29 protein-coding genes and 1 pseudogene are annotated in these 26,888 nt (G+C 70.4%); 8 read left to right on the plus strand and 22 right to left on the minus strand.

The features are described 5' to 3' along the window. Positions 1–429 precede the first annotated feature (429 nt). From CTZ28_RS32460 to CTZ28_RS47320, 5 genes are all read right to left on the minus strand, one after another. Entirely contained in the window at positions 430–1,857 is a 1,428-nt protein-coding gene (locus CTZ28_RS32460) for a hypothetical protein (RefSeq protein WP_121893292.1), read from the minus strand. A gap of 220 nt (positions 1,858–2,077) precedes the next feature. Beyond that, entirely contained in the window at positions 2,078–2,815 is a 738-nt protein-coding gene (locus CTZ28_RS32465; protein ID WP_121893293.1) for an SRPBCC family protein, read from the minus strand. A 14-nt stretch (positions 2,816–2,829) separates the two neighbouring features. Further along, the gene (locus tag CTZ28_RS32470; protein ID WP_259471919.1) at positions 2,830–3,588 is read right to left on the minus strand and encodes an ArsR/SmtB family transcription factor; all 759 of its coding nucleotides are present in this window, start codon (positions 3,586–3,588) and stop codon (positions 2,830–2,832) included. Between the two features lie 125 nt (positions 3,589–3,713). Next, on the minus strand, positions 3,714–4,457 hold the full coding sequence (locus CTZ28_RS32475; RefSeq protein WP_121893294.1) for a hypothetical protein: 744 nt from the start codon (positions 4,455–4,457) through the stop codon (positions 3,714–3,716). After that, the gene (locus tag CTZ28_RS47320; protein ID WP_183154695.1) at positions 4,454–4,612 is read right to left on the minus strand and encodes a hypothetical protein; all 159 of its coding nucleotides are present in this window, start codon (positions 4,610–4,612) and stop codon (positions 4,454–4,456) included. The genes CTZ28_RS32475 and CTZ28_RS47320 overlap by 4 nt, the downstream gene beginning before the upstream one ends. Before the next feature lie 170 nt (positions 4,613–4,782). Here CTZ28_RS47320 and dapA point away from each other — a divergent pair, with 170 nt between their 5' ends. Further along, complete coding sequence (gene dapA / locus CTZ28_RS32480) at positions 4,783–5,685, plus strand: 4-hydroxy-tetrahydrodipicolinate synthase (protein ID WP_183154696.1); 903 nt, start codon at positions 4,783–4,785, stop codon at positions 5,683–5,685. Positions 5,686–6,109: 424 nt separating this feature from the next. Here the strand turns inward: dapA and CTZ28_RS32485 are convergent, their stop codons facing one another. From CTZ28_RS32485 to CTZ28_RS32495, 3 genes and pseudogenes are all read right to left on the minus strand, one after another. Beyond that, the gene (locus CTZ28_RS32485) at positions 6,110–6,676 is read right to left on the minus strand and encodes a DinB family protein (RefSeq protein ID WP_310887637.1); all 567 of its coding nucleotides are present in this window, start codon (positions 6,674–6,676) and stop codon (positions 6,110–6,112) included. Then, positions 6,653–7,300, minus strand: a pseudogene (locus CTZ28_RS49370) (transposase family protein); the annotation flags it as partial. The gene CTZ28_RS32485 and the pseudogene CTZ28_RS49370, both read right to left, overlap by 24 nt. 379 nt (positions 7,301–7,679) lie before the next feature. After that, on the minus strand, positions 7,680–8,942 hold the full coding sequence (locus tag CTZ28_RS32495; RefSeq protein ID WP_121893297.1) for a TerD family protein: 1,263 nt from the start codon (positions 8,940–8,942) through the stop codon (positions 7,680–7,682). 349 nt (positions 8,943–9,291) lie between these two features. Between CTZ28_RS32495 and CTZ28_RS32500 the strand changes: the two genes are divergently transcribed. Beyond that, positions 9,292–9,756, plus strand: a complete 465-nt coding sequence (locus CTZ28_RS32500; protein WP_121893298.1) for a hypothetical protein — start codon at positions 9,292–9,294, stop codon at positions 9,754–9,756. Between the two features lie 247 nt (positions 9,757–10,003). Here CTZ28_RS32500 and dapD read toward each other — a convergent pair whose 3' ends face one another. The 3 genes from dapD to CTZ28_RS32515 all read right to left on the minus strand — a co-directional run bounded on the left by dapD (position 10,004) and on the right by CTZ28_RS32515 (position 11,981). Then, positions 10,004–10,993: a 2,3,4,5-tetrahydropyridine-2,6-dicarboxylate N-succinyltransferase gene (gene dapD, locus CTZ28_RS32505; protein WP_121893299.1), complete on the minus strand. Its 990-nt coding sequence runs from the start codon at positions 10,991–10,993 to the stop codon at positions 10,004–10,006. Between the two features lie 131 nt (positions 10,994–11,124). Beyond that, positions 11,125–11,661, minus strand: a complete 537-nt coding sequence (locus CTZ28_RS32510) for a TetR/AcrR family transcriptional regulator (RefSeq protein ID WP_121893300.1) — start codon at positions 11,659–11,661, stop codon at positions 11,125–11,127. After that, positions 11,661–11,981 carry a DMT family transporter gene (locus CTZ28_RS32515; RefSeq protein ID WP_121893301.1) on the minus strand — a complete coding sequence of 107 codons (321 nt, stop codon included), beginning with the start codon at positions 11,979–11,981 and terminating at the stop codon, positions 11,661–11,663. The genes CTZ28_RS32510 and CTZ28_RS32515 overlap by 1 nt, the downstream gene beginning before the upstream one ends. Positions 11,982–12,331: 350 nt before the next feature. Between CTZ28_RS32515 and CTZ28_RS32520 the strand changes: the two genes are divergently transcribed. Continuing rightward, positions 12,332–13,201, plus strand: coding sequence for an AbfB domain-containing protein (locus CTZ28_RS32520; RefSeq protein ID WP_121893302.1), 870 nt, complete (start codon positions 12,332–12,334; stop codon positions 13,199–13,201). Between the two features lie 88 nt (positions 13,202–13,289). On the opposite strand, the gene CTZ28_RS32525 is transcribed toward CTZ28_RS32520, so the two are convergent. Genes CTZ28_RS32525 through CTZ28_RS32560 form a run of 8 tightly spaced genes read right to left on the minus strand, consistent with a single transcriptional unit; the run spans position 13,290 to position 19,851 of the window. Beyond that, positions 13,290–13,625 carry a metal-sulfur cluster assembly factor gene (locus CTZ28_RS32525; protein ID WP_121893303.1) on the minus strand — a complete coding sequence of 112 codons (336 nt, stop codon included), beginning with the start codon at positions 13,623–13,625 and terminating at the stop codon, positions 13,290–13,292. Then, on the minus strand, positions 13,622–14,089 hold the full coding sequence (gene sufU / locus CTZ28_RS32530; RefSeq protein WP_121893304.1) for a Fe-S cluster assembly sulfur transfer protein SufU: 468 nt from the start codon (positions 14,087–14,089) through the stop codon (positions 13,622–13,624). Before sufU ends, CTZ28_RS32525 begins: the two co-directional genes overlap by 4 nt. A 16-nt stretch (positions 14,090–14,105) precedes the next feature. Continuing rightward, complete coding sequence (locus tag CTZ28_RS32535) at positions 14,106–15,362, minus strand: cysteine desulfurase (protein WP_121893305.1); 1,257 nt, start codon at positions 15,360–15,362, stop codon at positions 14,106–14,108. Next, positions 15,359–16,123, minus strand: a complete 765-nt coding sequence (gene sufC, locus CTZ28_RS32540) for a Fe-S cluster assembly ATPase SufC (protein ID WP_121893306.1) — start codon at positions 16,121–16,123, stop codon at positions 15,359–15,361. The genes CTZ28_RS32535 and sufC overlap by 4 nt, the downstream gene beginning before the upstream one ends. Positions 16,124–16,130: 7 nt before the next feature. Next, on the minus strand, positions 16,131–16,451 hold the full coding sequence (locus tag CTZ28_RS32545) for a non-heme iron oxygenase ferredoxin subunit (RefSeq protein WP_121893307.1): 321 nt from the start codon (positions 16,449–16,451) through the stop codon (positions 16,131–16,133). Beyond that, positions 16,448–17,632, minus strand: coding sequence for a Fe-S cluster assembly protein SufD (sufD, locus tag CTZ28_RS32550; protein ID WP_121893308.1), 1,185 nt, complete (start codon positions 17,630–17,632; stop codon positions 16,448–16,450). Before sufD ends, CTZ28_RS32545 begins: the two co-directional genes overlap by 4 nt. Before the next feature lie 57 nt (positions 17,633–17,689). Further along, entirely contained in the window at positions 17,690–19,111 is a 1,422-nt protein-coding gene (sufB, locus tag CTZ28_RS32555) for a Fe-S cluster assembly protein SufB (RefSeq protein WP_121893309.1), read from the minus strand. Beyond that, positions 19,108–19,851 carry a helix-turn-helix transcriptional regulator gene (locus CTZ28_RS32560; RefSeq protein WP_121893310.1) on the minus strand — a complete coding sequence of 248 codons (744 nt, stop codon included), beginning with the start codon at positions 19,849–19,851 and terminating at the stop codon, positions 19,108–19,110. The genes sufB and CTZ28_RS32560 overlap by 4 nt, the downstream gene beginning before the upstream one ends. Positions 19,852–20,023: 172 nt before the next feature. On the opposite strand from CTZ28_RS32560, the gene CTZ28_RS32565 reads away from it, so the two are divergent. The 4 genes from CTZ28_RS32565 to CTZ28_RS32580 all read left to right on the plus strand — a co-directional run bounded on the left by CTZ28_RS32565 (position 20,024) and on the right by CTZ28_RS32580 (position 23,689). Further along, entirely contained in the window at positions 20,024–20,833 is an 810-nt protein-coding gene (locus CTZ28_RS32565) for an AAC(3) family N-acetyltransferase (RefSeq protein ID WP_121893311.1), read from the plus strand. Between the two features lie 31 nt (positions 20,834–20,864). Continuing rightward, entirely contained in the window at positions 20,865–21,788 is a 924-nt protein-coding gene (locus CTZ28_RS32570; protein WP_121893312.1) for an ABC transporter ATP-binding protein, read from the plus strand. Further along, positions 21,785–22,564, plus strand: coding sequence for an ABC transporter permease (locus CTZ28_RS32575; RefSeq protein ID WP_121893313.1), 780 nt, complete (start codon positions 21,785–21,787; stop codon positions 22,562–22,564). The genes CTZ28_RS32570 and CTZ28_RS32575 overlap by 4 nt, the downstream gene beginning before the upstream one ends. A gap of 114 nt (positions 22,565–22,678) precedes the next feature. After that, positions 22,679–23,689 carry a COX15/CtaA family protein gene (locus tag CTZ28_RS32580; RefSeq protein ID WP_121893314.1) on the plus strand — a complete coding sequence of 337 codons (1,011 nt, stop codon included), beginning with the start codon at positions 22,679–22,681 and terminating at the stop codon, positions 23,687–23,689. Positions 23,690–23,771: 82 nt separating this feature from the next. On the opposite strand, the gene CTZ28_RS32585 is transcribed toward CTZ28_RS32580, so the two are convergent. The 3 genes from CTZ28_RS32585 to CTZ28_RS32595 form a co-directional block, all read right to left on the minus strand. Next, positions 23,772–24,881 (minus strand): amidohydrolase family protein, encoded by a 1,110-nt coding sequence (locus CTZ28_RS32585; protein WP_121893315.1) that lies wholly within the window; start codon positions 24,879–24,881, stop codon positions 23,772–23,774. Positions 24,882–25,036: 155 nt separating this feature from the next. After that, positions 25,037–25,357: a hypothetical protein gene (locus CTZ28_RS32590; RefSeq protein ID WP_121893316.1), complete on the minus strand. Its 321-nt coding sequence runs from the start codon at positions 25,355–25,357 to the stop codon at positions 25,037–25,039. Between the two features lie 76 nt (positions 25,358–25,433). Next, the gene (locus tag CTZ28_RS32595) at positions 25,434–26,387 is read right to left on the minus strand and encodes a heme o synthase (RefSeq protein ID WP_183154697.1); all 954 of its coding nucleotides are present in this window, start codon (positions 26,385–26,387) and stop codon (positions 25,434–25,436) included. Positions 26,388–26,734: 347 nt separating this feature from the next. Here CTZ28_RS32595 and CTZ28_RS32605 point away from each other — a divergent pair. Continuing rightward, a partial coding sequence (locus CTZ28_RS32605; RefSeq protein WP_147481225.1) for a hypothetical protein occupies positions 26,735–26,888 on the plus strand: 154 nt, incomplete at its 3' end.

Below are 26,888 nucleotides of genomic sequence, written 5' to 3' on the forward strand. Positions count from 1 at the left end.
GTGCCACGGGCCGCGCCCGGGGCCACCACCCGCAGCACGCTTCCCCTGCGGGGCGGCCGCGCCGAGACCATCGATGTGGCCATCAACCGGCCCCGGTCAGGCTCCACGCACCGGGCTCACTGACCGATGCGACCGCGCCGCGGCCCGTGCATCTCCTGCCACGGGCGAAAACCTGCCACCGGACCCCACGCCCGCCCTCGCCGATCCGCGTCCTTGGCCGATCCGGGCCACAGTCGGCGCCTTCCGGCCGAGGCCCCCACCGGTCCGCACCTTCCACCGTCGCCACCCGCCGGCCCGCGCCCCCAGCAGCCGACATCCGCCAGTCGGCGGTCCCAGCCCACCACCGGCCGACGCCCGCCGCAGGCGCCGTACCGGCGGCCCGTGCCGACCCGCACCCGGGCCCACGTCGACGCCCCGGTGTCGGGGCGGTCAGATGCCGTGCTGCGAGCGGGCCTTGAAGGCCGCCTTGCGGGCCGCCTTGGCGATCTTCTTGTCCGGGTGCAGCCGGCCCATCGCCTCCAGCACATCCGCGGTCGCCGGGTGCTCCACCCGCCATGCCGCCGTGAAGAACCCGCTGTGCTGGGCCGCGAGCCCCTCCACCAGGGCGCGCAGTTCGTCGGAGTTCCCCTCGGCGGCGAGCTGTGCGGCCACCGTGTCGATGGTGAGCCAGAACACCAGCTCCTGCGAAGGCGCCGGCACCCCGGGGATGTCCCGCTCGCTCAGCCACACCCGGGCAAGCCCGCCCAGTTCGGGATCGTCGAGCACCTCCCGCAGCGCCGGCTCGGCCTCCGTGCCGACCAGGGACAGCGCCTGTTGGCAGCACAGCCTGCGCAGCGGCGCCCCGGCGTCGCCGCCCCGCGCCGCGGCGAGCAACTCCCGTGCGGCGGCGAGGGGTTCGCGGCGGGCCAGCCACTGCTCGGTCTCGGCCCTGGCCGCCGCCTGCGGAAAGCGGGACGTACTGTCGAGCAGGACGTCCGCGCCCTTGTCCACGAGTTCACCGACCGCGGGCGCGGTGTACCCGGCCTCCAGCAGCCGCGCCCGCAGCCCGTACAGACCGAGCGGGGTGAGCCGCACCAGGCCGTAGCGGGAGACGTCGGTGTCGTCCACCGGGGTGGCCGGCTCGTCGTCGGCCTCGGCCATGAGCGCCTCGTCGACCGGCTGGTACTCCACGATGCCGATCGGCTCCAGCACCCGGAACTGGTCGTCCAGGCGCATCATCGCGTCGGACACCTGCTCCAGCACGTCGTTGCTGGGTTCGCCCATGTCGTTGGGCACGATCATGGAGGCGGCGAGCGCGGGCAGCGGCACCGTGCCGTCGCCGGGTCCGTCCTCGCCCGCGGTCAGCAGATACAGGTTGCCGAGGACGCCGTCGAGGAAGTCGGCCTCGGCCTCCGGGTCCCAGTCGAGTGACGAGAAATCGACCTCGCCTTCGGCGTCCAGCGCCGCCACCAGACCGTCCATGTCGGGCACGCCGGCGTCGGCGACGACGGTCTCCAGGGCGGCGAGCCACACCGTGAGCACGTCGTGCGGCGAGCCGGACGTGAGCAGGGCCAGCTCCTCCCCCGCCGTCACGGTCCCGTCCTCCTCGTCGAGGATCTCGACCAGGCCGGTGTCCACGGCGACCCGCCAGGCCTCGCTCGCCCAGGCCGCCGCGTCGTCCCCGGTCAGTCCGAGCAGCTCGACCGCGGCCGGCAGCTGCTCCTCGACCAGGCTGCCGCCGACGTCCACCCTGGTGTCGGGCCCGGCCCAGCGGGCGAGCCGAGCGGCCCGGGACAGCGACGGCGTGGACAGCGCGGCGCGCGCCAGCTCCGCTTCGGAGTGCAGCCGCACAGGCGGCAGGGGGGAGCTGTCTGACATCGGCTGGTTCTCCTCGCGGCCGTATAGGACTCAGCCGCTCAGCCTAGACGGATTTCCACCCAAGCCGCCCGGTTCCTCTCGGCACCGGGTCCGTACCTGGCCGAAACCATGGTGGCCCCGCTCGACCGGCCCGGAGATTGACGCGCGTAGAAGCGGGCACGGAACGGCGTCGTGGGCGGGCCCGCCGTTGTCCGGCGGGCCCGCCCACGGCACCGTTCGCTCAGGACCGGCCGAACACCTCGTTCAGCCAGCCCTGCCAGGCGGTCTCGTTCGCCTTGGCGTCGGCGTCCGGCGCGAAGTCGTGCACGGAGATGCCGACGGGTGCGCCCCAGTGGTTGCGCCCGAAGAAGCGGATCAGGGCGTGGTCGGTGCGCAGTCCGATGAAGTACGGGTTGCGGAAGTCGAGGACGGCGTCGAGGAGCCGCCCCTGCGGGCCGTGCGCCCGGACGCGGGCGCCCTGTGCGCTGTCGCCGAGGCCGAGGGCCCGGCCGACGGCGGTGAAGGCGTCGGCGGCCTCGGACGCCTCGGGCCCGTCGAAGGTGGCGAAGGCCACCGGGCGGGGCGCGAAGTGGGCCAGGTACTCACGCAGGGTGTGCAGATAGAACTCGGTGTGCTTGCTCGCGCCGTCGTACTGGTTGTCCCAGTCGTCGACGAAGATGCCGCTGTGCACGTAGCGCACCCAGGCGCGGCGGCCCTCGTCGCGCGGCTCGATGGTGTAGTCGAGCTGGTTGAGCGTCTGCTCGGAGATGCCCTCGACGTTCTCGACGCGGTTGGTGTAGCGGTGCGGCGGGTCCCAGGCGGTGACGGCGGACCCGAAGGGGCCCCGGCCGCCCACCCGGGGCTCCGGCGGCTCCATCGGCCACAGGTAGCCCCCGGTGCCGGTGGTGACGGCCTGCCACACCTCCTCCGGGGTGGCGTCGACCTCGAACTCACTGACGATCTCGAATTCCTTGGACATGGCGGAGCTCCTGATCACTGCGGGTCCAGTTCCGGGGCGGACCGCTCCCGGACCGAGGTGTGATCCCGGGCCGGCCTGCGGTCCCGGGTGGTGGTCCGGTCGTCGGCCGGCTCGGAACGGCCGTCGACCGCGGACCGGCCCTCAGCCGCGGCCCGGTCGTCGACCGTGGGCCGGCCGTCGGCCGTGGGCTGGTCCTTGACCGTCGGGTGGACGGCGACGACGATCCGGTGGTCCCGGCCGCCCTCGGCGTCGGGGGCGTCGTACTTGCGGATGAGGGCGCTCACGCCCGCCGTCAGCTCCTGGACGAAGGCCGCACGGTCGGCGGCCGAGGCGAAGCGGACCTCGCCGTCCAGGGCGTACGTCGCCAGCCGCTTGCGGGCCTTCGCCGCGCCGGTGATCAGCGTGCCGACGTCCCGGACGAGCCGGGCGCCGAGCGCGAGCAGCCAGCGGGCGGACAGCTGGTCCCGGAAGCGGTCCGGGTCGGGCTGTACGGCGGCCAGCGCGAGCGGGCTGATCACATACGACGCCGCGGTCGCGCGCATCAGCCGCTCGGTGACATTGCCCTTGCGGCGCTCGCCGGCCAGCTCGACCAGGCCGTGCCGCTCCAGCGCCTTGAGGTGGTAGTTCACCTTCTGCCGGGGCAGCCCGACCCGGCCGGCCAGCATGGCGGCCGACGCGGGCGCGGAAGCCAGCTCGGCGAGCAGCCGGGCCCTGGTCGGGTCCAGCGACACGGCGGCGGCCTCGGGGTCCTCGATCACGGTCACGTCCAGCATGCGCCCACCCTGTCACCGAAAACTTTTTTTGTCCAGACGACTGAAGCTGTCGGTTAGTGGACGCTCCTGTGCGTGGACATGTGGAGTGGACGCGGCCGGGCCGTGGCGGATCGGTCCCCGGCGGGTCAGTTCTCGGCGCCCCCTTCGGCGCCGCGGTCGCCGAGCCGGGCCAACTGGGTCTGGAACCAGTCGAGGCGGGCCTGCAACAGGGCCGCCTCGGCGACGAGTTCGGGCACGCCGAACCCCTCGGGCGCCCCGGCCACCTCCGGCACCCGGACCTCTTCCGGCACGCCGCACCCGTCGACGCCGGCCGGACCGCCGGGCGGCATCCGACCGCCGGCCGCCGCCACCCGCACCCCGTCACCGGCCAGCCCGGCGAATCCGGCGAGCGAGACGGACGTACGGGCGCGCACACAGCCCGCGCAGGCGGGCGCCAGGGCACGCCAGCCGGGGCGGCCCCAGCCCGCGTCGGCCAGGGCGGCGGCCCGCCCGCCGCAGCCGCACGGGCCGACGGTCGCCGTATGCACCCGCTGCCGGGCGTAGCGGAAGCCGCGCTCGAAGCGGATGTAGGCGCCGAGGACGGACACCTCCAGGAGGACCGCCGCCCGGTGCTCGGCGGTGCACAGCAGCGCCTCGGCGGACGCCCGGTCGTGCACGCAGTGGAAACCGCAGTCGCACAGCCGCACGGGCGGGCGGTGCCGTCGGCCGTAGACGCAGGACGCGTCGTCGAGCACCCCGTACGGCAGCGCGCCGCCCAGTGACACACCGGTGAAGCCGGCCCGGGTGCCGTCCTGGGACAGCACCGGGTGGGCGATCTTGTATCCGGTCGGCGGCTCCGTCGGGCGTTCTACGGGGAGCCGCAGCCTCATCCGGCGGCCGGCACCTCTTCGGGCGCGGGCGTCTGCGGTTCGGCGGCCCGCGCCGTGGTGTCCTCGGGACGTTCACGTGTTTCGTCGTGGTCGAGCGGCTGGTCGAGCGGCTGTTCCTGCGCGACTCCGGTGGCCAGGGCCTTGCCCAGCTTCATGGTGCCTCCCATGACTGCCGTAGGTGACCGTTCCACCCATGGTGACCCAGAAGGGCCGAGTCGGACACAGGGCATCGGATCGCACGCCCACCCACCCCACAGCAGCGCTTATCGATACCTGGTAGAAAAATTAAGTGGAGCTACATCATCGCGCTGCCGAGACTGTACCCATGACGAACCCGGACCGCCCCGCTCCGCCCTTCGGCCGCGCCCTGTGCGCCATGGTCACGCCCTTCACCCCGACGGGTGCGCTCGATCTCGACGGCGCCGGGCTGCTGGCCGAACGGCTGGTGGCGGAGGGCTGCGACGGGCTGGTGCTGGGCGGCACGACGGGTGAGTCGCCGACCCTCACCGATGACGAGAAGACGGAGCTGGTCCGGGCCGTCCGGGCGGCCGTCGGCCGGCGGGCGACGATCGTCGCGGGCGTCGGCACTTTCGACACCCGGCACACCGTCGATCTGACCCGGGCCGCCGAACAGGCGGGCGCCGACGGCGCGCTGGTCGTGACGCCGTACTACAGCAGGCCCCCGCAGGACGCGCTGGAGGCACATTTCCGGGAGGTCGCGGACGCGAGCGGGCTGCCCGTGATGCTGTACGACATCCCCGGCCGCACCGGCACCCGCATCGAGCCCGAGACGATGCTCCGGCTCGCGGACCACCCGCGGATCGTGGCCGTCAAGGACTGCTCGTACGACTTCCTCGGCACCCAGAAGGTGCTGGCGCGCACGGAACTGGCGTACTACGCGGGCTGCGACGAGCACATCCTCGCCCTGTACGCGGTGGGCGCGGCGGGCTGCGTCAGCACGGTGGCGAACGTCGTACCGCGCCAAGTCGCGGACATCCTGGCGTCGTTCGAGGCGGGCGACACGGCGCGCGCGGCCCGACTCCAGCTGCGGGCCACGCCCCTGATCGAGGCGACGACGGCGGCGGGCCTGCCCGGCACGGTCACCGTGAAGGCCCTCCTGAACGCCCTCGGCCACCCCGCGGGCCCGGTGCGCCCACCCCTACGCCCGGCCACCCCCGAAACCACGACCCAACTCCTGTCCCTGTACAAGAACTTCACGGCCCTCTGAGCAGCCCCGAGCCCGGAGCACAGGCCCCCTTTCTCAGCCTGGATGGACCACAGAACGGGGTCTTCGTCGTTGTGAGCCACGGGGTGGTGTTCTCGAACGCGAGAGCACCATTCCCGAAGCCCTTTGCATGCACGCTGGCCTCACAGACAAGTGTTAAGGACGAGCTAACGCCGATGCCCCTGGTGCCCATGAGGTAAGTCAGTCGGAGCGCCGAGCACCTGTCTTGCAACGACAGAGACTGGCGGGAATCGCCTCTCAGCGCCGGCACGTCGAGTCATCGAGTGGGGCAGCCGCTGCGATCCGCCGTCCATGAACCTGGTCCGGCAGTGGCGGGGTTCTGCACAGTCCCCCGCGCTCATAGGGGGCTTGGCGCCGTTGGTCAGGCGTTGCCTCAGTGCCTTAGCGATCATTTACTGGACAGCGCTTACTCGCCGACGGCTCCGTCTGTCGCTTCGCGCAGTAGGTCGGCGTGGCCGTTGTGCCGCGCATACTCCTCGATCATGTGGGTGAGGACGTAGCGGAGCGAGATGGTCACGCCGCCGCAGGTGACGGTGTCGTCGAGGGAAGCGAAGGAGGAAGCGACTGCGCGGGCACGGACGCACTCCTCGCGCCAGACTCCGAACGCCTCGTCCACGTCGGCGTCCTCGACGTGGAACTCGGCGGACGTGCCGTCGGCCTTGCCAGGCCAGAGCGGCCTGACGTCCTCGGCGTTCAAGGCGAAGCGGAACCAGCTTCGCTCGACGGAGGCTGCGTGGCGTACCAGGCCCAAGAGTGTGAGCCCTGAGGTCGGGATCGCCTTCTGTTTCAGCTGCTCGCCGGTCAGCCCCTGGCACTTCATGTCCAGGGTGGCCCGCTGGTAGTCGAGGAACGAGGTGAGCGACGCACGGTCGTCGGCCACCTTCGAGGGGCGTATGCGCTGGTCATCGTTCACCGAACGATGATGGCAAGGACACCCTCCCGCAGGCCACCCCTCGCGCGAAGAGCCGGACACCAACGCCCAGCTACCCCGCTGCCGTTGAGACGCATGCTCGACCCGTGCACGGACCCGGCGGTGCTCGGCGTTGTCGGTTTCCTCGCCGGCCAGGAGGGACCGGCCGGATCGTCTGCGGTGCGGGACGACCAGACCGGTGTTGATGTAGGCGCCGTCGCCGAGCACGGTGACGCCCTGGCAGTGCTGCGGCAGGCCGGAGTCGCGCCATACGTGAGCGTCGGCCTTGTTGCCCGGGGCCGGGCGGGCGGTGGCCACGACCAGGCGGGTGTCGGCGTCGATGATGACTTGCATGTTCGCGGAGAACCGGTAGTTGCGGCTCGAAGCATCGACCTTACGGTCACGGGCCAGGACCAGTGTGCCGTCCACGATCCACAGCCGGTTCGCGACATCGACGGGACGTGAGACCGGCTCGATCGCGAGGAAGGGTCGCAGCCGCTGGATGACCCGGTAGTAGACCGCCACCACCAGCACCCGGTCCTGAAGCGGCAGATACCACGGGCGCCCGATCCGCGGCCCGTCGCCACCCCGCTCCCGCACGACCTTCAGCAATCCCTCGAACTGCTTCATCCGCAGACCCGTGAACGTCTCCACCCACAACGGATCAGCCCTCAATACCCCCCGCATACACGGGAAATGCCCTGATCACGGCCTTCTGCGACACGCTTTGGGAAGAACCTGAAGCATCCGGGCCGTTCTAGTTCTTCGAGCGCATCACTCAGCTGAGCATCAGAGTCCTCAGCAGCTTTGAGCAGGACGCTGTCGCTATTACGGTAACTCCAGGAACCACAGATGCATGACTAATGGTTTATCCGTAACTTTTGGTGCGCCATCTCAGTCGCTGGCGCCTGACCGAGGTGCACCGACTGTACGGGGAGCCCGCGCCGCGAACGGGACAGCCGGTGACGAGAGCCGCACCACAAGTGCGCCAGTAAGATCAGAGCACCGCAGCAAACAATCTGGAAGCCTGTCTGGGCCCTTGAGGCTTGCCTACTTCTCGTAACCACTATCTGGTTTTGAATTCGACCTTTCCGGTGCTCATTCTGAAGTTCCCGTTGGAGTACAGCGTGGGGCGGGCCTCAACATGGTTCCCGCTGTACTTCTCCACATGTCGGATCTGAGCGCCGCCGGGGACGGTGAAGTCGATCAAGGCAATGGCTACCCAGTAGGACAAGTTGCGGTTGTTGAACAGCGGAACCGTAACGGTGGAGCCCCGTCCGTCAGTGATGACCGCCCGGGCCCCGTAGGACTTGAACGAACCGGCGCCGTTCTCTACCGCGCTGTAGGCACACAACAGGACGTAGCCCTGAAGGTCGGGACGACGGATCGTGACGGTCTCACGGCCAGGCACCCGGGAGTCACCGTCCAGAGCAATATAGGGCGGCGCGAAGGGCGATCCGAGCTGGCGGTAGTAAACGACCTGGTCTGTCTTGTTCGGGCGTTTTCCTTGCGGGGTGACGAGACTTCCGGGGACGTAGAGGGCGTACAGGTCGAGGTCGGCGCCCGCTCGTCGTCGGGCTGCGCTGCCACCGTTCCACTCAAGCGTGGCCGTCACGACGAGGGTCGGGTCGTCCTTGCGCATGTCGATGGTTGCCTGACCGGCTTTGGCGAGTGCGACTTTGCCCAGGGGGACGAGAGGACGAGGAGGGTTCCCCTGCCGGACTGGTGCAGCCGCAGGTGGGATGTGCGGTGCGTAGGTGGGCGGCGGCACAGATGCCGTGTGCCGGGTCGGAGATGCCGTCACCGCGATGGGGACCTGCGCGGAGGACGGCCCTGGGTCGTCTACGACGATGCCGACGTCGATGGCCAGGCCGGCCAATCCTGTGTCCCACCCCTGGCCCACTGCTCGTGCTTTCCACGCACCTGCTCGCCTGTAGAGCTCGATCAGGATGGCCACCGTCTCCCGATTTATGAGAGGCGGTGGCATGAAACCGATCCGTACACCGTCACACTCGATGACCGCATGTGGAGTGTTACTCACGTCGAAGTGGGGGACCTGTAGTTCGGGGTCGATGCTGGCGACAACCGCAATGCGGTCGACCGTGGAAGGGACCGCCGCCAGATCCGCAACGATGGTCTGCCCTTTCAGAGTGATCCCGTCCTGCGACAGGTGGTTGTAGAAGACAAGATCGTCATCGCTCCTTACCTTGCCGTCCGGCCCGAGGAGGACGGCAGAGACGTCGATGCCGGTAGTGGGCGATGTAAGGGAGACACGGCAGATCCCGGCGGGCAGGGCTGCATTGCCGCCTTTGGTAAGAGTGGTGGTCATGTGTGGCCTCTCACGGTGGTACGTACATCCTGAGACCTCCGACTGGTCCTCGTACCACAAACGCTGATGTCGGTCGTTCGAGGAGGTTTCGAGCCGACCGGAGCCAGCAGGGTGTCGGCGGAGGCGTAGGTGAGGTACCAGGCGCGTTCGCCATCGGCCAGCGATCACTGGTTCACCGACGTTCACGGGTGACCCGGAGCCGATACCGGGTGCGCGACCGACCTCCCGTGAACGCAGGTGAACGGCACCGTTCGCGGCTGCGGGGCCCATCGCCGCCGTTGGAAAGCGAGTTGGGCGGAGTTGCGCTTGCGCGCCTTCGAGCCGAGGCAAGTGTGATCGTCTTGAGGACGTGGAGACCATCATCGCCAGCGCTATAGCTGTCCTGGGCACCCTGCTCGGTTCAGGCATCACCCTGGCGTTTCAACAGCGAACCGCCGACAGGAGCCACCAGTTCACGCGCCGAGAGAAGCTCAGACAGGAACGACTCGATGCTTACTCGACCTACGCCGGCGCCCTGATCAACTACCGCCGTTGCCTCGTGCACCTCTGGATCTGCGAGCACGAACAGCCCCCACCGGAAGACCCCACCGAGGTGCGAATCCGCGCCTACGACCTGCGCTCCAACGCCCAGGAAACCCTGTTCCGCGTACAGATGCTCTCTGCTGACGAGACACTGGGCCAGGCTGCGGAAGTCATATTGGCCGACGTGACAGCGCTCTCCAAGGCAGCGAGCAGAAGTGAACTCGACGAGCGCAGAGTACAAACGCGTGACGGCATCAGCGCACTCGTCAGAGCCGCCAAAGGGCACCTATGAGGTGCTTGGCAGCCTGCTGTAGCCACGCCCAGCCGCGCCGCGTTCGCAGCGGGTAGGGCCGAGGAACGGCGGTGAATCGCTGAGCGAGCGACTGCGCCCGGTGAGGTCACGGTTCGGCCGTTTGCTCAGAGCCGCGAGCGTTCCGGAGGGGGCGCTCAGTCGTGTGCGCCCTCCACGGCCGTCCTGGGGCCGCGAAGGGCGCTCGACGGTGGCCGACACCGGCGACTGCCAACCGCTCAGCGGCAGGTCAGTTGTGGCTGTGGAGGATTTCGTTCAGGCCGGCCCAGACCGCGTTGTTCGGGCGGGCCTCGACGGCGCCGGTGACCGAGTTGCGGCGGAAGAGGATGTTGGAGGCGCCGGAGAGCTCGCGGGCCTTGATGATCTGGCCGTCGGGCATCGTCACGCGGGTGCCCGCGGTGACGTACAGCCCGGCCTCCACGACGCACTCGTCGCCGAGCGCGATGCCGACGCCCGCCTCGGCCCCGATCAGGCAGCGCTCGCCGATGGAGATGATCACATTGCCGCCACCGGACAGCGTGCCCATGGTGGAGGCGCCGCCGCCGATGTCCGAGCCGTCGCCGACCACGACGCCCGCGGAGATGCGGCCCTCGACCATGGAGGTGCCCAGGGTGCCCGCGTTGAAGTTCACGAAGCCCTCGTGCATGACCGTGGTGCCCTCGGCGAGGTGGGCGCCCAGGCGCACCCGGTCCGCGTCGGCGATCCGGACGCCCTTCGGCGCGACGTAGTCCGTCATGCGCGGGAACTTGTCGATCGAGGTCACCTGGAGGTGCAGGCCCTCGGCGCGGGCGTTGAGCCGCACCGTCTCGATGTCGTCGACGGCGACCGGGCCGAGCGAGGTCCAGCCGACGTTGGCGAGGAAGCCGAAGATGCCGTCCAGGCTCTGCCCGTGCGGCTTGACCAGGCGGTGCGAGAGCAGGTGCAGCCGCAGATAGACGTCGTGGGCGTCGATCGGCTTCGCGTCGAGGGAGGAGATGACCGTGCGTACCGCCACGACCTCGACGTTCCGGCGGGGGTCGGGGCCGACGGCCCGCGCGGCGCCCTCGCCGAGCAACCGCACGGTCTCCTCGGCCGACAGCGACTCGGTGCCGGACGGACCGGGCTCGGCGGCCAGTTCGGGCGCCGGGAACCAGGTATCGAGAACGGTGCCGTCGGCGGCGACGGTGGCGAGGCCGGCGGCCACGGCGCCGGTGGTGCGAGGAGCAGTCGTGTCGGTCATGAGGGCAACCTAACGTGGGCGGGCCCGCACGGGCGAACCGGCGGCGAAGCATCTCAGGTACCGGTCGGCGAAGCATCCCGGTTCTGGTCCGCGGACAGCGCCCCTCCGGCATCTGACCCCAGTCCCGCCCGTCAAGGAATCACCCGGGCCAGTACCTCTCGCGCGTACCCCTCGTCGTACTCGCCTCCGGTGAGCAGTACCTGGAGGCAGATGCCGTCCATCAGGGCGAGCAGGGCCCGGGCCGTCACCGGGTCGGTCCGGGCGGCCAGCCGCCGGGCCGTCTCCTCCGTCCACTCCGCGGCCACCGGCCGCAGCGCGGGGCGCCGCAGGGCCGCCAGATACAGCTCGTACTCCAGCTCGACGCCCGTGCGCTCGCCGCCCAGCCACTCCCCCAGCACCCGCGCGAGCCCGGCCGCGAGGTCGCCCTCGGTGTCGTCCGGCACGCCGCTGCCGTCCAGCACCTCGGCGAACCCCTCGTTGGCCTGCCGCAGGGCCGCGACCAGCAGTTCGTCCAGGGTGGCGAAGTGGTACGTGGTGGAGCCGAGCGGGACGTCCGCCTCCGCCGCGACGGTCCGGTGGCTCAGCCCGGCGATGCCCTTCTCCCCGACGACCCGGATCGCGGCGTCGATGATCCGCTGCCGCCGGTCCGGGTCGTGGCGCCGGACCATCAGTGCGCGCCGCCCAGGTTCAGGACCACGACGCCGCCGATGATCAGCAGCAGCCCGGCGATCTTCACCGCGTTCAGCCCCTCCCCGAACAGCAGCAGACCGAGCACCGCGATGGTCGCGGTGCCGACCCCGGACCAGATCGCGTACGCCGTGCCGATCGACAGGCTCTTCAGGGTCTGGGCGAGCAGGACGAAGGAGACGACATAGCCGACGGCGGTCAGCAGCGCGGGCCCCGGCTTGCTGAAACCGTCGCTGTACTTCATCGCGGTCGTGGCGGCCACCTCGGCCGCGATGGCTCCGGAGAGCAGCAGATACCCCATGTGTACGAGCGTACATAACGGTGCGCGCGGCCGACACCCGGCCGGGGATCGACTCCCGAGCGCGAAGGCGGCGGCCTGGCACGGGCCGCGCGGCACGGCGCCGGGACACGGCGGCAGCGCAGGAGTTCGGCCGCCCGGGACCGGCCGGTCGCCCAACACGGCTTCGGCCAGCGGAAACTGATCCGGCGTCAGCCACTGTGCGCCGAGCGCCCGCCCGGCACACGTCCGACGAACCCTGAGTGCACGGAAACGGTTCCCGACCGCTCCCCGGCTCCACTAGTGTTTCCCCCCTCGATCACCCCGCCCCCCATCCCCGGCCGCCGCCCAGGGCGCCGCTGGAGGAACAGCGCATGCCAAAAACCACCCCCCGGCCACCACGGCTCCCGTCCTGGGAGCACGGCTGGTCCCCCGACACCTCCCGGGCACCGGGAACCCGAAGACTCTGGCTGGCCGGCGGGCTGGCCGCGGCCACGGTCGTGTCCTGCCTGACGGCGATATCCATGGACCGCCCGGCCACCGACGAGTCGTCGGCCCCGGTGCGGTCCGAGGTACCCACGGACGCCGGCCCGGGGCTGCTCTCCTTCGCCTCGCCCTCGCCGAGTACGACGGCATCGCCGCATGGCAGCAGCGGCCCGACGCCGGCCACGCCCAGCGCCACCGCGCCGGGCGCCCCCGCACCCGACGGCGGCGCGCGGGCCACCGCGTCCCCCTCGGTGCCCTCGGCTCCCTTGTCCCCCTCGTCCCGCCCGGCCGGGTCCGGCGCCGCGCACGGCGGCTCGTCCGGCGCATCGAAGGGCTCCCCCGTCCGGCGGTCCGTCCGCTCGGTGAACTACCCCGACCGCTACTGGCACGTGCGCGGCGGCCTGGTGAAGCTCGACCCCGTCACCTCACCGGCGGACCGCCGCGCCGCCACCTTCCGGCTGGTCGACGGCCTGGCCGACCGATCCTGCTACTCGTTCGCCACGGCCGACGGCGGCTATCTGCGCCACCGCTCCTTCGTACTGCGCGCCGAGCGCGACGACGGCTCGGCGCTGTACCGCAAGGACGCCACGTTCTGCCCGCGCCCCGCGGCCCGCTCCGGCGCGGTCGTGCTGGAGTCGGTGAACTATCCGGGCCGCTTTCTGCGTCACCAGGACTTCCAGCTCAGGCTGGATCCGTACCAGGACTCCGACCTGTACCGCGCGGACTCGGCGTTCCGGCTGCAGGACGGGCTGAGCTGACCAGCCCCGCGCACACACGAACGGCGGCGCCCTCAGGGGTGCCGCCGTTTCGCTTCCGCTCACGCCATGGGTGAATCCCGGCCGGGTCTCAGACGTTGAACCCGAGCGCCCGCAGCTGCTCGCGGCCGTCGTCCGTGATCTTGTCGGGGCCCCACGGGGGCATCCAGACCCAGTTGATCCGCAGCTCGTCGACAAGGCCGTCCGTGGCGGACTTGGCCTGGTCCTCGATGACGTCCGTCAGCGGACAGGCCGCCGACGTCAGGGTCATGTCGACGGTGGCGATGTTGGCCGACTCGTCGATGTGGATGCCGTAGATCAGGCCGAGGTTGACGACGTCGATACCCAGCTCGGGGTCCACGACGTCCATCAGGGCCTCGCGGAGCTCCTCCTCCGAGACCGGCTTCATCTCCACGGTGTCGCTCATGCCGTTTTCCTTTCGGCGTCGGCTCCGCCCAGTGCCTGGGCCGTCGCGTCCTTCCACGCCATCCAGCTCAGGAGGGCGCACTTGACCCGGGCCGGGTACTTGGAGACACCGGCGAACGCGACCGCGTCCTCCAGGACGTCCTCCATCGCGTCATCGGGCTCGATCCGGCCCTTGGACTGCATCAGCTCCAGGAAGGTCTCCTGGATCCGCTGCGCCTCGGCCAGCTCCTTGCCGACGAGGAGGTCGTTCAGCACGGAGGCCGATGCCTGGCTGATGGAACAGCCCTGGCCCTCGTACGAGACGTCCTCGATCGTCGTCCCGTCGTACTTCACGCGAAGGGTGATCTCGTCACCGCACGTCGGGTTCACATGGTGCACCTCGGCGTCGCCATCCCGCAGACCACGCCCGTGCGGGTGCTTGTAGTGGTCCAGAATGACTTCCTGGTACATGGAGTCCAGCTTCATGCGAGCGCTCGTCCCCTCAGCCGAAGAAGTTCCGTACGTGCTCCAGTCCGTCGACCAGAGTGTCGATCTCGGTCGGCGTGGAGTACAGATAGAACGACGCTCGCGTGGTCGCGGGAATTCCGTAGCGGAGGCAGACGGGTCGCGCGCAGTGGTGTCCGACGCGTACCGCGATGCCCAGCTCGTCGAGGACCTGCCCCACGTCGTGCGGGTGGATGTCACCGAGTGTGAAGGAGATCGCCGCGCCCCGGTCCTCGGCCGTGGCCGGCCCGATGATCCTCAGATCCGGGACCTCGCCCAGCCGCTTCACCGCGTACTCGGTGAGCGCGTGCTCATGGGCGAGCACCTTGTCCATGCCGATCGCGGTGAGATAGTCGATCGCCGCGCCCAGCCCGACCGCCTGGGCGATCGGCGGGGTGCCCGCCTCGAACTTGTGCGGGGCGGGAGCGTACGTCGACGAGTGCATCGACACCGTCTCGATCATCTCGCCGCCGCCGAGGAACGGAGGCAGGTCCTCCAGCAGTTCCTGGCGGCCCCACAGCACGCCGATGCCGGTCGGGCCGCACATCTTGTGGCCGGTGAAGGCCACGAAGTCGGCCTGCAGCGCCTGCACGTCCAGCGGCATGTGCGGGGCGGCCTGGGAGGCGTCGATGCAGACCAGGGCGCCGACCTCCTGGGCGCGGCGCACTATCGCCTCGACCGGGTTGACCGTGCCCAGGATGTTGGAGACCAGCACAAAGGAGACGATCTTCGTCTTCTCGGTGATGATCGCGTCGAGGTCGGACAGGTCGAGCCGGCCGTCGTCGGTGAGGCCGAACCACTTCAGCTTCGCGCCCGTGCGCTGCGACAGCAGCTGCCACGGGACGATGTTGGAGTGGTGCTCCATCTCGGTGATGACGATCTCGGTCTCGTGGTCCACCCGGTAGGGCTCGTCGGCCCAGCCGAGCATGTTCGCGACCAGGTTCAGCGACTCGGAGGCGTTCTTGGTGAAGATCACCTCGTCGCGGCTGGGGGCGTTGATGAACTCCGCCACCTTGTCGCGCGCGCCCTCGTACAACGCCGTGGCCTCCTCGGCGAGCACATGCACACCGCGGTGGACGTTGGCGTTGTGGCGCTCGTAGTACTCGCTCAGGGCGTCCAGTACCTGGCGCGGCTTCTGCGAGGTCGCCGCGTTGTCCAGGTACACGAGCTTCCTGCCGTCGTGGACCAGCCGGTCCAGGACGGGGAAGTCCTTGCGGATCGCCTCGGTGTCGAGGAGGCCCGGCAGCTGTGTCACGCGGATGCGCCACCCTTCACGTATGCCTCGTAGCCCTCGTTCTCCAGCTTGTCCGCGAGCTCGGGGCCGCCGGACTCGGCGATCCGCCCGTCGGCGAACACATGGACGTGGTCGGGCTTGATGTAGCGCAGAATGCGCGTGTAGTGCGTGATCAGCAGGGTGCCGACCGCGCCGGTCTCGCGGACGCGGTTCACGCCCTCCGAGACGATCCGCAGGGCGTCGACGTCCAGACCCGAGTCGGTCTCGTCGAGGATCGCGATCTTCGGCTTGAGCAGCTCCAGCTGGAGGATCTCGTGGCGCTTCTTCTCGCCGCCGGAGAAGCCCTCGTTGACGTTGCGCTCGGCGAAGGACGGGTCCATGTGGAGCTGCTCCATGGTCTCCTTGACCTCCTTCACCCAGGTGCGCAGCTTGGGCGCCTCGCCGCGGATCGCGGTGGCGGAGGAGCGCAGGAAGTTGGAGACCGAGACGCCCGGGATCTCGACCGGGTACTGCATCGCCAGGAACAGGCCCGCGCGGGCGCGCTCGTCGACGGTCATCTCCAGGACGTCCTCGCCGTCGAGCAGGACGGTGCCCTCGGTGATCGTGTACTTCGGGTGGCCCGCGAGCGAGTAGGCGAGGGTCGACTTGCCCGAGCCGTTGGGGCCCATGATGGCGTGCGTCTCGCCCTGCTTCACGGTGAGGTCGACGCCCTTGAGGATCTCCTTCGTGGCGTTGTCGGCCTCGACGGTGACGTGCAGGTCTCGGATTTCAAGCGTTGCCATGGGTGCCTCAGGACTCCTGGGTGAGGGAGACGAGCACGTCGTCCCCTTCGATCTTTACGGGGTATACGGGGATGGGGCGCGTCGCGGGAAGGGCGTCGGGTTTTCCGGAGCGGAGGTCGAAGCGCGAGCCGTGCAGCCAGCACTCGATGTGGCAGTCGTCGACCTCGCCCTCGGACAGCGAGACGTTGGCGTGCGAGCAGATGTCGTTGATCGCGAACACCTCGCCCTCGGTCCTGACGACCGAGACCGGCGTGCTGTCGATCTCCACCCGCCTCGGGGTGTCCTCCGCCAGCTCGCTCAGCCCGCAGACGCGTACGAAGGCGCTCATGCGACCGACGCCTCCAGCTCCTCTTCGATCTTCGAGAGAAGGCGTTCCTCGATGTCCGCGACGCCGATCTGCTGGACCAGCTCGGCGAAGAAGCCGCGGACCACCAGGCGGCGGGCCTCGTACTCCGGGATGCCGCGGGCCATCAGGTAGAAGAGCTGTTCGTCGTCGAAGCGGCCGGTCGCGGAGGCGTGGCCGGCGCCGACGATCTCGCCGGTCTCGATCTCCAGGTTCGGCACCGAGTCGACGCGGGCGCCGTCGGTCAGCACCAGGTTCCGGTTCATCTCGTAGGTGTCGGTGCCCTCGGCCTTGGCCTCGATCAGGACGTCGCCGATCCACACCGCGTGCGCGGCGTCGCCCTGGAGCGCGCCCTTGTAGGCGACGTTCGACTTGCAGTGCGGGGTGTTGTGGGTGACCAGGAGGCGGTGCTCCTGGTGCTGGCCGGCGTCCGTGAAGTACAGGCCGTACAGCTCGGCCTCGCCGCCGGTGCCCGCGTAGGTGACGCGCGGGTGCAGGCGTACGACGTCGCCGCCGAAGGTGACCACGACCGACTTGAAGGAGGCGTCCCGGCCGACGAGGGCGTTGTGCTGCGCCACGTGCACGGCCTTGTCGTCCCAGTCCTGGACGGAGACGACGGTCAGCTTGGCGCCGTCACCGAGGAGGTAGTCGACGTTGCCGGCGAGCACCGCGTCGCCGGTGTGGTCGATGACGACGACGGCCTCCGCGAAGGCGCCCAGCTCGATGATCTGCTGCCCGAAGGCGGTGCCGCCCTCGCCGTGCACGGCGATGCGGATCGGCTCGGTGAGGACGGTCTCCTTCGGGACGGTCACCACCGTGGCCTTCTCGAAGGCGGAGTACGCCTGGGCGGCGACGCGGTCCACCGGGGTGCCCGCGCGGCCGACCCGCGCGTCCTCGCGGCCGACGGTCTCGACGGTGACGCCCTCGGGGGCCTCGATCTCCACCTTCATGCCGTCGCCGGTGGCGACCGCGCTGCCGTCGTGCAGGCCGCGCAGCCGCTCCAGCGGGGTGAAGCGCCACTCCTCCTCGCGGCCGTGCGGCACCGGGAAGTCCGCCACGTCGAAGGAGGGCGGCGCGCTCATGCGCGTGGCGACGGTCGACTCGGCGGCCACCGCGATCTGGCCGGAGGTGGTGGAGCCCACCGGGATTGTCTGGGCCTCAGCCATGGCTGTCGTGTTGCTCGCTTTCTTGCGTAAGGGCGTGACGGGGCTGCGGGCCGGCGGCTAGCCGACCGCGCCCTCCATCTGCAGCTCGATCAGCCGGTTGAGTTCCAGCGCGTACTCCATGGGCAGTTCCTTGGCGATCGGCTCGACGAAGCCGCGCACGATCATCGCCATCGCCTCGAACTCGGACAGGCCGCGGCTCATCAGGTAGAACAGCTGGTCCTCGGAGACCTTGGAGACGGTCGCCTCGTGGCCCATGGACACGTCGTCCTCACGGACGTCGACGTACGGGTAGGTGTCGGACCGGGAGATGGTGTCCACCAGCAGGGCGTCGCAGAGCACGTTCGACTTGGCGCCCGGGGCGCCCTCGCCGATCTCGATGAGGCCGCGGTAGGAGGTGCGGCCGCCGCCGCGCGCCACCGACTTGGAGACGATGTTGGACGACGTGTTCGGCGCCATGTGGACCATCTTGGCGCCCGCGTCCTGGTGCTGGCCCTCGCCCGCGAAGGCGATGGAGAGGGTCTCGCCCTTGGCGTGCTCGCCCATCAGGTAGACGGCCGGGTACTTCATCGTCACCTTGGAGCCGATGTTGCCGTCGATCCACTCCATGGTCGCGCCCTCGTACGCCACGGCGCGCTTGGTGACCAGGTTGTAGACGTTGTTCGACCAGTTCTGGATGGTCGTGTAGCGGCAGCGGGCGTTCTTCTTGACGATGATCTCGACGACCGCGGAGTGCAGCGAGTCCGACTTGTAGATCGGTGCCGTGCAGCCCTCGACGTAGTGCACATAGGCGCCCTCGTCGACGATGATCAGGGTCCGCTCGAACTGGCCCATGTTCTCCGTGTTGATGCGGAAGTACGCCTGGAGCGGGATCTCCACATGCACGCCCGGCGGGACGTAGATGAAGGAGCCGCCCGACCACACGGCGGTGTTCAGCGAGGCGAACTTGTTGTCACCGGCGGGGATGACGGTCCCGAAGTACTCCTTGAAGAGCTCCGGGTGCTCCTTCAGCGCGGTGTCGGTGTCGAGGAAGATGACACCCTGCTCCTCCAGGTCCTCACGGATCTGGTGGTAGACGACCTCCGACTCGTACTGGGCGGCGACACCGGCCACGAGGCGCTGCTTCTCCGCCTCGGGGATGCCGAGCTTGTCGTAGGTGTTCTTGATGTCCTCGGGCAGGTCCTCCCAGGACTCCGCCTGCTTCTCCGTGGAACGCACGAAGTACTTGATGTTGTCGAAGTCGATGCCCGACAGGTCCGAGCCCCAGTTCGGCATGGGCTTCTTCTCGAAGAGCCTCAGACCCTTGAGGCGCAGCTTGGTCATCCACTCCGGCTCGGACTTCTTCGCCGAGATGTCCCGGACGACCTCGTCGTTCAGGCCGCGCTTCGCTGCGGCACCGGCCTCGTCGGAGTCGGCCCAGCCGTATTCGTACGTGCCCAGGCCCTCGAGTTCGGGGTGGGCAGTCTCCGTGGGGAGAGTCATGCGGGGTTCCTCCCGGCCGTGCTTGCAGATGTGTCAGTGGAAATCTTGGGGATGAACGTCGTGCAGATGCCGTCGCCGTGGGCGATGGTCGCCAGTCGCTGGACGTGCGTTCCGAGCAGTTCGGCGAAGATCTCCGTCTCCGCCTCGCACAGCTGCGGGAACTGCTCTGCGACGTGTGCGACCGGGCAGTGGTGCTGGCACAGTTGCTCGCCGACCGGTGCGCTGCGCGCCGTAGCAGCGTACCCGTCGATGCTCAGGGCCTTGGCCAGGGCTTCGGCGCGTTTGTCGGGCGTGGCGGCCTCGATCGCCTTGCGGTAGGCGCTCGCCTGCGCGGCGATCCGGGCACGGGCGAAGGCGGCGACCGCCTCCGGGCCGCCCTCCCGGTCCGCGATCCAGCGCAGCGCGTCCGCGGCGAGCTTGTCGTACGACTGGTCGAAGGCGTCGCGGCCGCAGTCGGTGAGCGCGAAGACCTTGGCCGGACGGCCACGGGTCCGCGCCCCGTACACCCGCTGCTCGCGCGCCTCGACGACCGCGTCGGCGGCCAGCGCGTCCAGGTGCCGGCGCACGGCGGCCTGGGTGAGGCCCAGCCGTCCCGCCAGCTCGGCGACCGTCGACGGGCCGTGGTCCAGGATGGACCGCGCGACCCGGTTGCGCGTGGAGCGATCCGAGCGCAACCCGACCGCGAGCTCCTCCTGAGGGGTCCTCCGGGGAGTCTCCCGAGTCTCGCCGACGTTTTTCACAACGCCATTGTTGCGTAATTCAGCGGAGCCTGACAAGCCGCGTCCCGCCGAGTGGACGGTGCCCTGTGTCACTTAGGCAAACCTAATCTCACCTGCGGAAACGATCTTTGATCGATCATCGAACGGTCAATTCGATGGCGCCGCGCCCCCGCTTCGGGCAGACTCCCGGGCCATGCCCGAAACCGTGACCGGCCCGCTCGTCACCCGCGACACCGTCGCGGACCGGCTGCGCACGCTCGGCGTCGAACCCGGCGAGATCCTGCTGACGCACTCCTCGCTCAGCTCGCTCGGCTGGGTGTGCGGCGGCGCCGTCGCGGTGGTCCAGGGCCTGCTCGACGCGCTCGGGCCTGACGGCACCCTCGTGGTGCCCGCCCAGTCCGCCGACCTCTCCGATCCGGCCCTCTGGCGCAGCCCGGCGGTGCCCGAGGAGTGGTGGGAGACGATCCGGGCCTCGATGCCCCGCTACGACCCGCGCACCACGCCCACCCGCGGGGTCGGCATGATCCCGGAGACCGTGCGGACCTGGCCCGGCGCCCTGCGCAGCGCGCACCCGCAGACCTCCTTCGCCGCCCTCGGACCGCGCGCCGCCGAGATCGTCGACAGCCACGCGCCCGACTGCCGGCTGGGCGAGCGCAGCCCGCTGGCCCGGCTGGAACAGCTCGGCGCACGGGTGCTGCTGCTCGGCGCGGGCTACGACAGCTGCACCGCCTTCCACCTGGCCGAATACCGGATCCCGGCTCCGCTGGTCGAGGTGGGCCGACCGGGACCGGACGGCTGGGAGCAGATCATCGAGGTGTCGATCAGCTCGGACCGCTTCGACGAGCTGGGCCACGACTTCGAACGGGACCGGCCCGTCGTACGGGGCACGGTGGGCGCCGCCGACGCACGGCTGTTCCCCCTGGCGGACGCCGTGGCGTACGCCGAGCGGTGGCTGGCGATGCACCGGCCTCGCACGGACGAGTTCCTGCACCCGCCGGTCTGAGCACCGCGCGGCGTCCCTAGACTCTGGAGCCATGCGAAGTGAGCCTGTGGTCCAGGTCCAGGCCCTGGTGAAGCAGTACGGCACGAAGACCGCGGTGAACGGCCTCGACCTGGTGGCCGAGGCGGGTGTGACCGCCGTACTCGGCCCCAACGGGGCGGGCAAGACGACCACGGTCGAGACCTGCGAGGGGTACCGGAAGCCGGACGCCGGCACGGTGCGCGTCCTGGGCCTCGACCCGGTCCGGGACGCCGCCCGGCTGCGCCCCCGCATCGGCGTGATGCTCCAGTCCGGCGGGGTGTACTCCGGCGCCCGGGCGGACGAGATGCTGCGCCATGTGGCCGCGCTGCACGCTCGTCCGCTGGACGTGGACGCGCTCATCGAGCGGCTCGGGCTCGGCGGCTGCGGGCGGACCACGTACCGGCGGCTGTCCGGCGGGCAGCAGCAGCGGCTCGCGCTCGCCATGGCCGTCGTGGGCCGCCCGGAACTGGTCTTCCTGGACGAGCCGACAGCCGGCCTCGACCCGCAGGCCCGCCGCGCCACCTGGGACCTGATCAGGGATCTGCGCGCCGACGGCGTCTCCGTGATCCTCACCACGCACCACATGGAGGAGGCCGAGCAGCTCGCCGACGACGTCGCCATCATCGACGCCGGGCGGGTCATCGCCCAGGGCTCCCCCGACGAGCTGTGCCGCGGCGGCGCGGAGAACACCCTGCGCTTCACCGGCCGGCCGGGCCTCGACGTGAGTTCCCTGCTGAAGGCGCTCCCGGCGGACTGCGCCGCCGCCGAGCTGACACCGGGCTCCTACCGCGTCATCGGCAAGGTGGATCCGCAGCTGCTGGCGACGGTGACCTCATGGTGCGCCCAGCACGGGGTGATGCCGAACCGGATCTCCGTCGAACGGCACACCCTCGAAGACGTGTTCCTGGAACTGACGGGCAAGGAGCTGCGCTCATGACCACCGTGGGCACCTACACCCCCGCGCCCGGCGCGGCACCCCTCCCCCGCATGATCGCGGCCCAGGCCGCGTTCGAGACCCGGCTGCTGCTGCGCAACGGCGAGCAGCTGCTGCTGACGGCCGTGATCCCGACGCTGCTGCTGGTGCTGTTCAGCGCCGTGGACATCGTGGACACCGGCGCGGGCAAGGCGGTGGACTTCCTCGCGCCCGGCATCCTGGCGCTCGCCGTGATGTCGACGGCGTTCACCGGCCAGGCGATTGCCACGGGCTTCGAGCGGCGCTACGGCGTGCTGAAACGGCTGGCGTCCTCGCCGCTGCCGCGCTGGGGGCTGATGACCGCGAAGACCGCGTCCGTGCTGGTCACGGAGGTCCTCCAGGTGGTCCTGCTGACGGTGATCGCCTTCGCGCTCGGCTGGTCGCCGCACGGCGGGACCGGCACCGTGGCCGCCGTGCTGCTCCTGCTGGTCCTCGGCACGGCCGCCTTCTCGGGGCTCGGGCTGCTGATGGCGGGCACGCTGAAGGCGGAGGCGACGCTGGCCGCCGCGAATCTGGTCTTCCTGCTGCTGCTCGTCGGCGGCGGCGTGATCGTCCCGCTGGACAAGTTCCCCTCCGGCGTCCAGGACGTGCTCGGGCTGCTGCCCGTGACGGCGCTGTCGGACGGGCTGCGGGACGTGCTCCAGCACGGGGCCGGGATGCCGTGGGGCGACCTGGGGATCCTCGCGGCGTGGGCGGTCGTGGGGCTGACCGCGGCCGGACGCTTCTTCCGCTGGGAGTGACGGGTCCGGCGCGGTCCGCGCGTACGCCGTGCGGGCGACGTCGCCGCGGCTTCACGGCGGTGCCGGGCGGCTGGACGGGACCCTCGTGAACGCGTGCACAAGCGGCGTCCTACCATGGTGCGCGTGCCAAAGCTGACCCGCGCCGATGCCGCAGCGGCCGTGCGCAACCCGCTCGCCTTCATCGCCGAACGCTGGACCCCGGACCCCCGGACGGTCCAACGGGCGGCGCTCACCGCTCTCGTCATGTCGGTGGTCATCGTGGTCACCGGCGGTGCCGTCCGGCTGACCGGCTCGGGCCTCGGCTGCCCGACCTGGCCCACCTGCACCGACGACTCGCTGACCACCACCCGGGCCATGGGCCTGCACGGTGTCATCGAGTTCGGCAACCGGATGCTCACCTACGTGCTGTGCGCCGCCGTGGGCTGGGCGATCATCGCCGCCCGCGCGCAGAAGCCGTGGCGGCGCGGCCTCACCCGGCTGGGCTGGGCTCAGTTCTGGGTGGTCATGGGCAATGCGGTGCTCGGCGGCATCGTCGTCCTGGTCGGGCTGAACCCGTACACGGTCGCGGCCCACTTCCTGCTGTCCACCGCGCTGATCGCCGTCGCCACCGTGATGTGGCAGCGCAGCCGCGAGGGCGGCGGGGCACCGCGCCCGCTGGTCGGCTCGGCCGTGCAGCAGCTGGTGCGGGTCCTGGTGATCGCGTCCGTCCTGCTGATCGCCGTCGGCACGGTGGTGACCGGGGCGGGACCGCACGCGGGCGACTCCAGCGAGGTCGAACGGATCCCGATCGACTGGGAGAACGTCACCGAGCTGCACGCCGTGCTCGCCTGGATCGTGGTGACGCTGACCTTCGCCCTGTGGTTCGTCCTCAAGGCGGTCGACGCGCCCAAGGGGCCGCGGGACCGCACGCGCGAGCTGTTCGTCGTGCTGCTGTGCCAGGGGGCGATCGGCTACGTCCAGTACCTCACGCATCTCCCGGAGGTGCTGGTGGGAGCGCACATGCTGGGCTCCTGCGTGACGTGGATCTGGGTGCTGCGCGTGCTGCTGTCGCTGCGGGAGCGCCCCGAAGCGACGGCCACGCTGCCGGGCCCCGCACAGGAGACACCGGTCGCCACGCGCGCGTGAACATGTGGGGCGGGCACGCGCGCGTGAGCGGACGTCACTCGCGCACTCCTGCGGGTGACAGGCGCCCGCCCGTGGGGGCGCCTCAGTCCGCCAGGCCGTAGATCCGTCGCGCGTTCTCCGCCGCGATCAGACGCGCCACCCGTTGCGCGTCCCCCAGCGACCACGCGCCCTCGGCGACCCAGGTGCCCAGCACCCGCCCGAGCGCCTCGCGGAACAGGCGGGCGCCCACGACGTGCAGCTCGGGCAGCCCGTGCGCGCCGCTGGAGAAGAGGATCTTGCCGAAGGGGGCCAGCTCCAGCATCTCCGCGAGGACGCCGGCCGCGCGGGCGCCGGTGCGCACCAGCGCGGCGCCCGAGTCGGCGTACACATGCGGGAAGACCCCGGCGAGATGGGCGGCGTGCCGGTGGTACGGATAGCCGTGCAGCAGCACCAGGTCCGTGCCGAGGCCCGCGGTGGCCCGCACGAAGTCGGTGAGCAGCACCGGGTCCGTACGGTCGATGCGTGAGCGCGGCTCGCCGAGCCCGGCATGCAGCTGGAGCGGCAGGCCCGAGGCGACCGCGATCCACAGCACATGGCGCAGCAGCACCGGATCGTTGAGTTCCCCGCCGACCCGGCGCCCGGCCAGCCAGCGGCCCGCCGCCCCGCGCACCTCGCCGGGCCCGGGCGGCTCGGGCGCGAGCGCCAGCCCGTGCCGCACCCCCGCGACGGAGGTGAAGGCGACGGCGTTCGCGGCGGCCCCGTGCACCGACTCGGCGAGGTTGGCGAGGAAGGACTCGACAGTGCCCGAAGTGTCGGCGACCTGCTCGGCGAGGAGTTCCAGGCGCACGATCTCGCGGGCCTCGGCCTCGCCGGCGGACGCCATCTCGTCGGGGCCCGTGAGGTCGCCGGCCAGTCCGGTGTCGACCAGGTAGGTGGTGATGCCGCTCCCCCGCAGCAGCCTGCGGCCCGCCTCCAGCGCGCCGAGTTCACGGCGCCGGGCGAGATAACGCGCGGGCGGGCAGTGCGGTTCGAGGCCGAGCAGCGGGGGGCACCAGCGGCGCACGGCGAAGCCGGTCTGTGTGTCGAAGAGGGTGGTGCCCGGGGCGGGCGGCCCCTCGGTGCGGGCGAGCTGCGCCTCGAAGGTGCCGAGGCCCAGCTCGGTGCGCAGGACGCCGTGGCAGTACTGGTCCACCAGGGACGGCGTGTCGATCATCCGGGCTCCCCGCGTGGACGGTGTGCGTGCCTACCGTCTTAACGGGTGAACCGGGACTGAGGTCGCGGCTCAGTTCGGGACTGCGGGTCGTCCGACCGCCGCGGGGCGTCCACGGCTGATCGCGCGGATGCCCGCGTCCCCGAAGAAGCGCCTGCTCAGCCCCCGATCTGGAGGCCCGCCATCCGCTTCCACTCGTACGCGCCCGTCATCACCTTCGCCGCGAACTCGCCGTCGAAGGACTCATGGACCGTGATGCCGGACTTCGCCACCGCCTGTTCGGCGATCGCATAGGTCGGGGCCACCAGGTCGCCCCAGCCGCCGTCCTCGCCCACGAGCACGATCCGGGCGCCGCGTTCCCCGATGTAGGACACCTGCCCCTCGGCGCCGCCGTGGGCCTTGGCGAAGGCGCCGATCCGCCTGGCGAGGCGCGCCGCCGTGCGCTCGGCCTTCTGGTCAACCTGCTGCGTGTCTGCCATGGCCAGGATGCTACTCACGAGTAGACCGACTGGCGAGGGCAGCGCGCTGTGACGTGTGTCAGCGCAGGAACGTGTGTCAGCGCAGGAACGGGTCCACCGCCACCGCCACGAACAGCAGCGACACATAGGTGATCGACCAGTGGAACAGGCGCATCTCCTTCAGCTTCGCGCCCGTCACCTCTGCCTTCGCCCGGTTCTGCAGCGCGTGCGCCTCCCACAGCCACCAGCCGCCCGCCACCAGGGCGACCAGCGTGTAGAACCAGCCGGTGTAACCGAGGGGGGTGAGGAGCAGGGAGACGACGACCATCAGCCAGCTGTAGAGGACGATCTGCCTGGCGACCACCTTGTTGGAGGCGACCACGGGCAGCATCGGCACGCCCACGCGCGCGTAGTCCTCCTTGACCTTCATGGACAGCGGCCAGTAGTGGGGCGGCGTCCAGAAGAAGATGACGAGGAAGAGGACGACCGGCGCCCAGGACATCGAGTCGGTGACGGACGACCAGCCGATGAGCACCGGCATACAGCCGGCGATGCCGCCCCAGACGATGTTCTGCGACGTACGCCGCTTGAGGATCATCGTGTAGACGACGACGTAGAAGAGGAGCGCTCCGAGTGACAGCCAGGCCGACAGCCAGTTGACGGTCAGCCCGAACAGCAGCGTCGAGACGACCGCCAGCGTGATGCCGAACGCCAGGCACTCGCGGGGGCTCACCATGCCGGTGACCAGCGGGCGCTGCGAGGTGCGGTCCATGAGCGCGTCGATGTCGCGGTCGATGTACATGTTCAGCGCGTTGGCGCCGCCCGCGGACAGATAGCCGGCGAGGCAGGTGAGCAGCACCAGACCGAGGTCCGGCACCCCACGCTGCGCCAAGAACATCACCGGAACGGTGGTGATGAGCAGCAGCTCGATGATCCGCGGCTTGGTCAGCGCCACAAAGGCCTTGACACGGGCCCCGAACGGCTGACGGACCGGGCTCTGGCTCGCACCGATTAGCCCCGCTGGACGGGATTCGACGGCCGTCACGCACACCCCTGACAGAGACTCCCAGCAAGCCTCCCCCCGTGAAGTCCCGGCAAAGGCTCGCGCGTACCACGCCACTGTAGACGTTGCCCATACCTCGGCCTTCGCGGGGGTCGGGTCGTGTTTATGGGGGTTGACCGAGGTGCGCGAGGAGGCTCGATTGAGCAGTCGGATGAGCGGCTCCGTATTCAGTTGTCGACCGTCGTTCCCCCCGGTCGGGAGGCGGATCGCCGCGAGTCCCGGCAGTCTGGAATGTGGGGAGAAAACGCACGTACCTACGGGGGTAGGCTCAACAACGGCCGGTGGGCGCCCAGTGCACCGGCATTCGAACATGTGGAGAGGAGCCCTGACTCAGGGTGAGCACCAAGCCGACCACCACAGACCTCGAGTGGACCGAGTTGGATCAGCGGGCGGTGGACACCGCGCGCGTCCTGGCCGCCGATGCCGTACAGAAGGTCGGCAACGGCCATCCCGGTACGGCGATGAGCCTGGCACCGGCCGCCTACACCC

Source organism: Streptomyces shenzhenensis (assembly GCF_003688995.1).
Taxonomy (GTDB): Bacteria; Actinomycetota; Actinomycetes; order Streptomycetales; family Streptomycetaceae; genus Streptomyces; species Streptomyces shenzhenensis_A.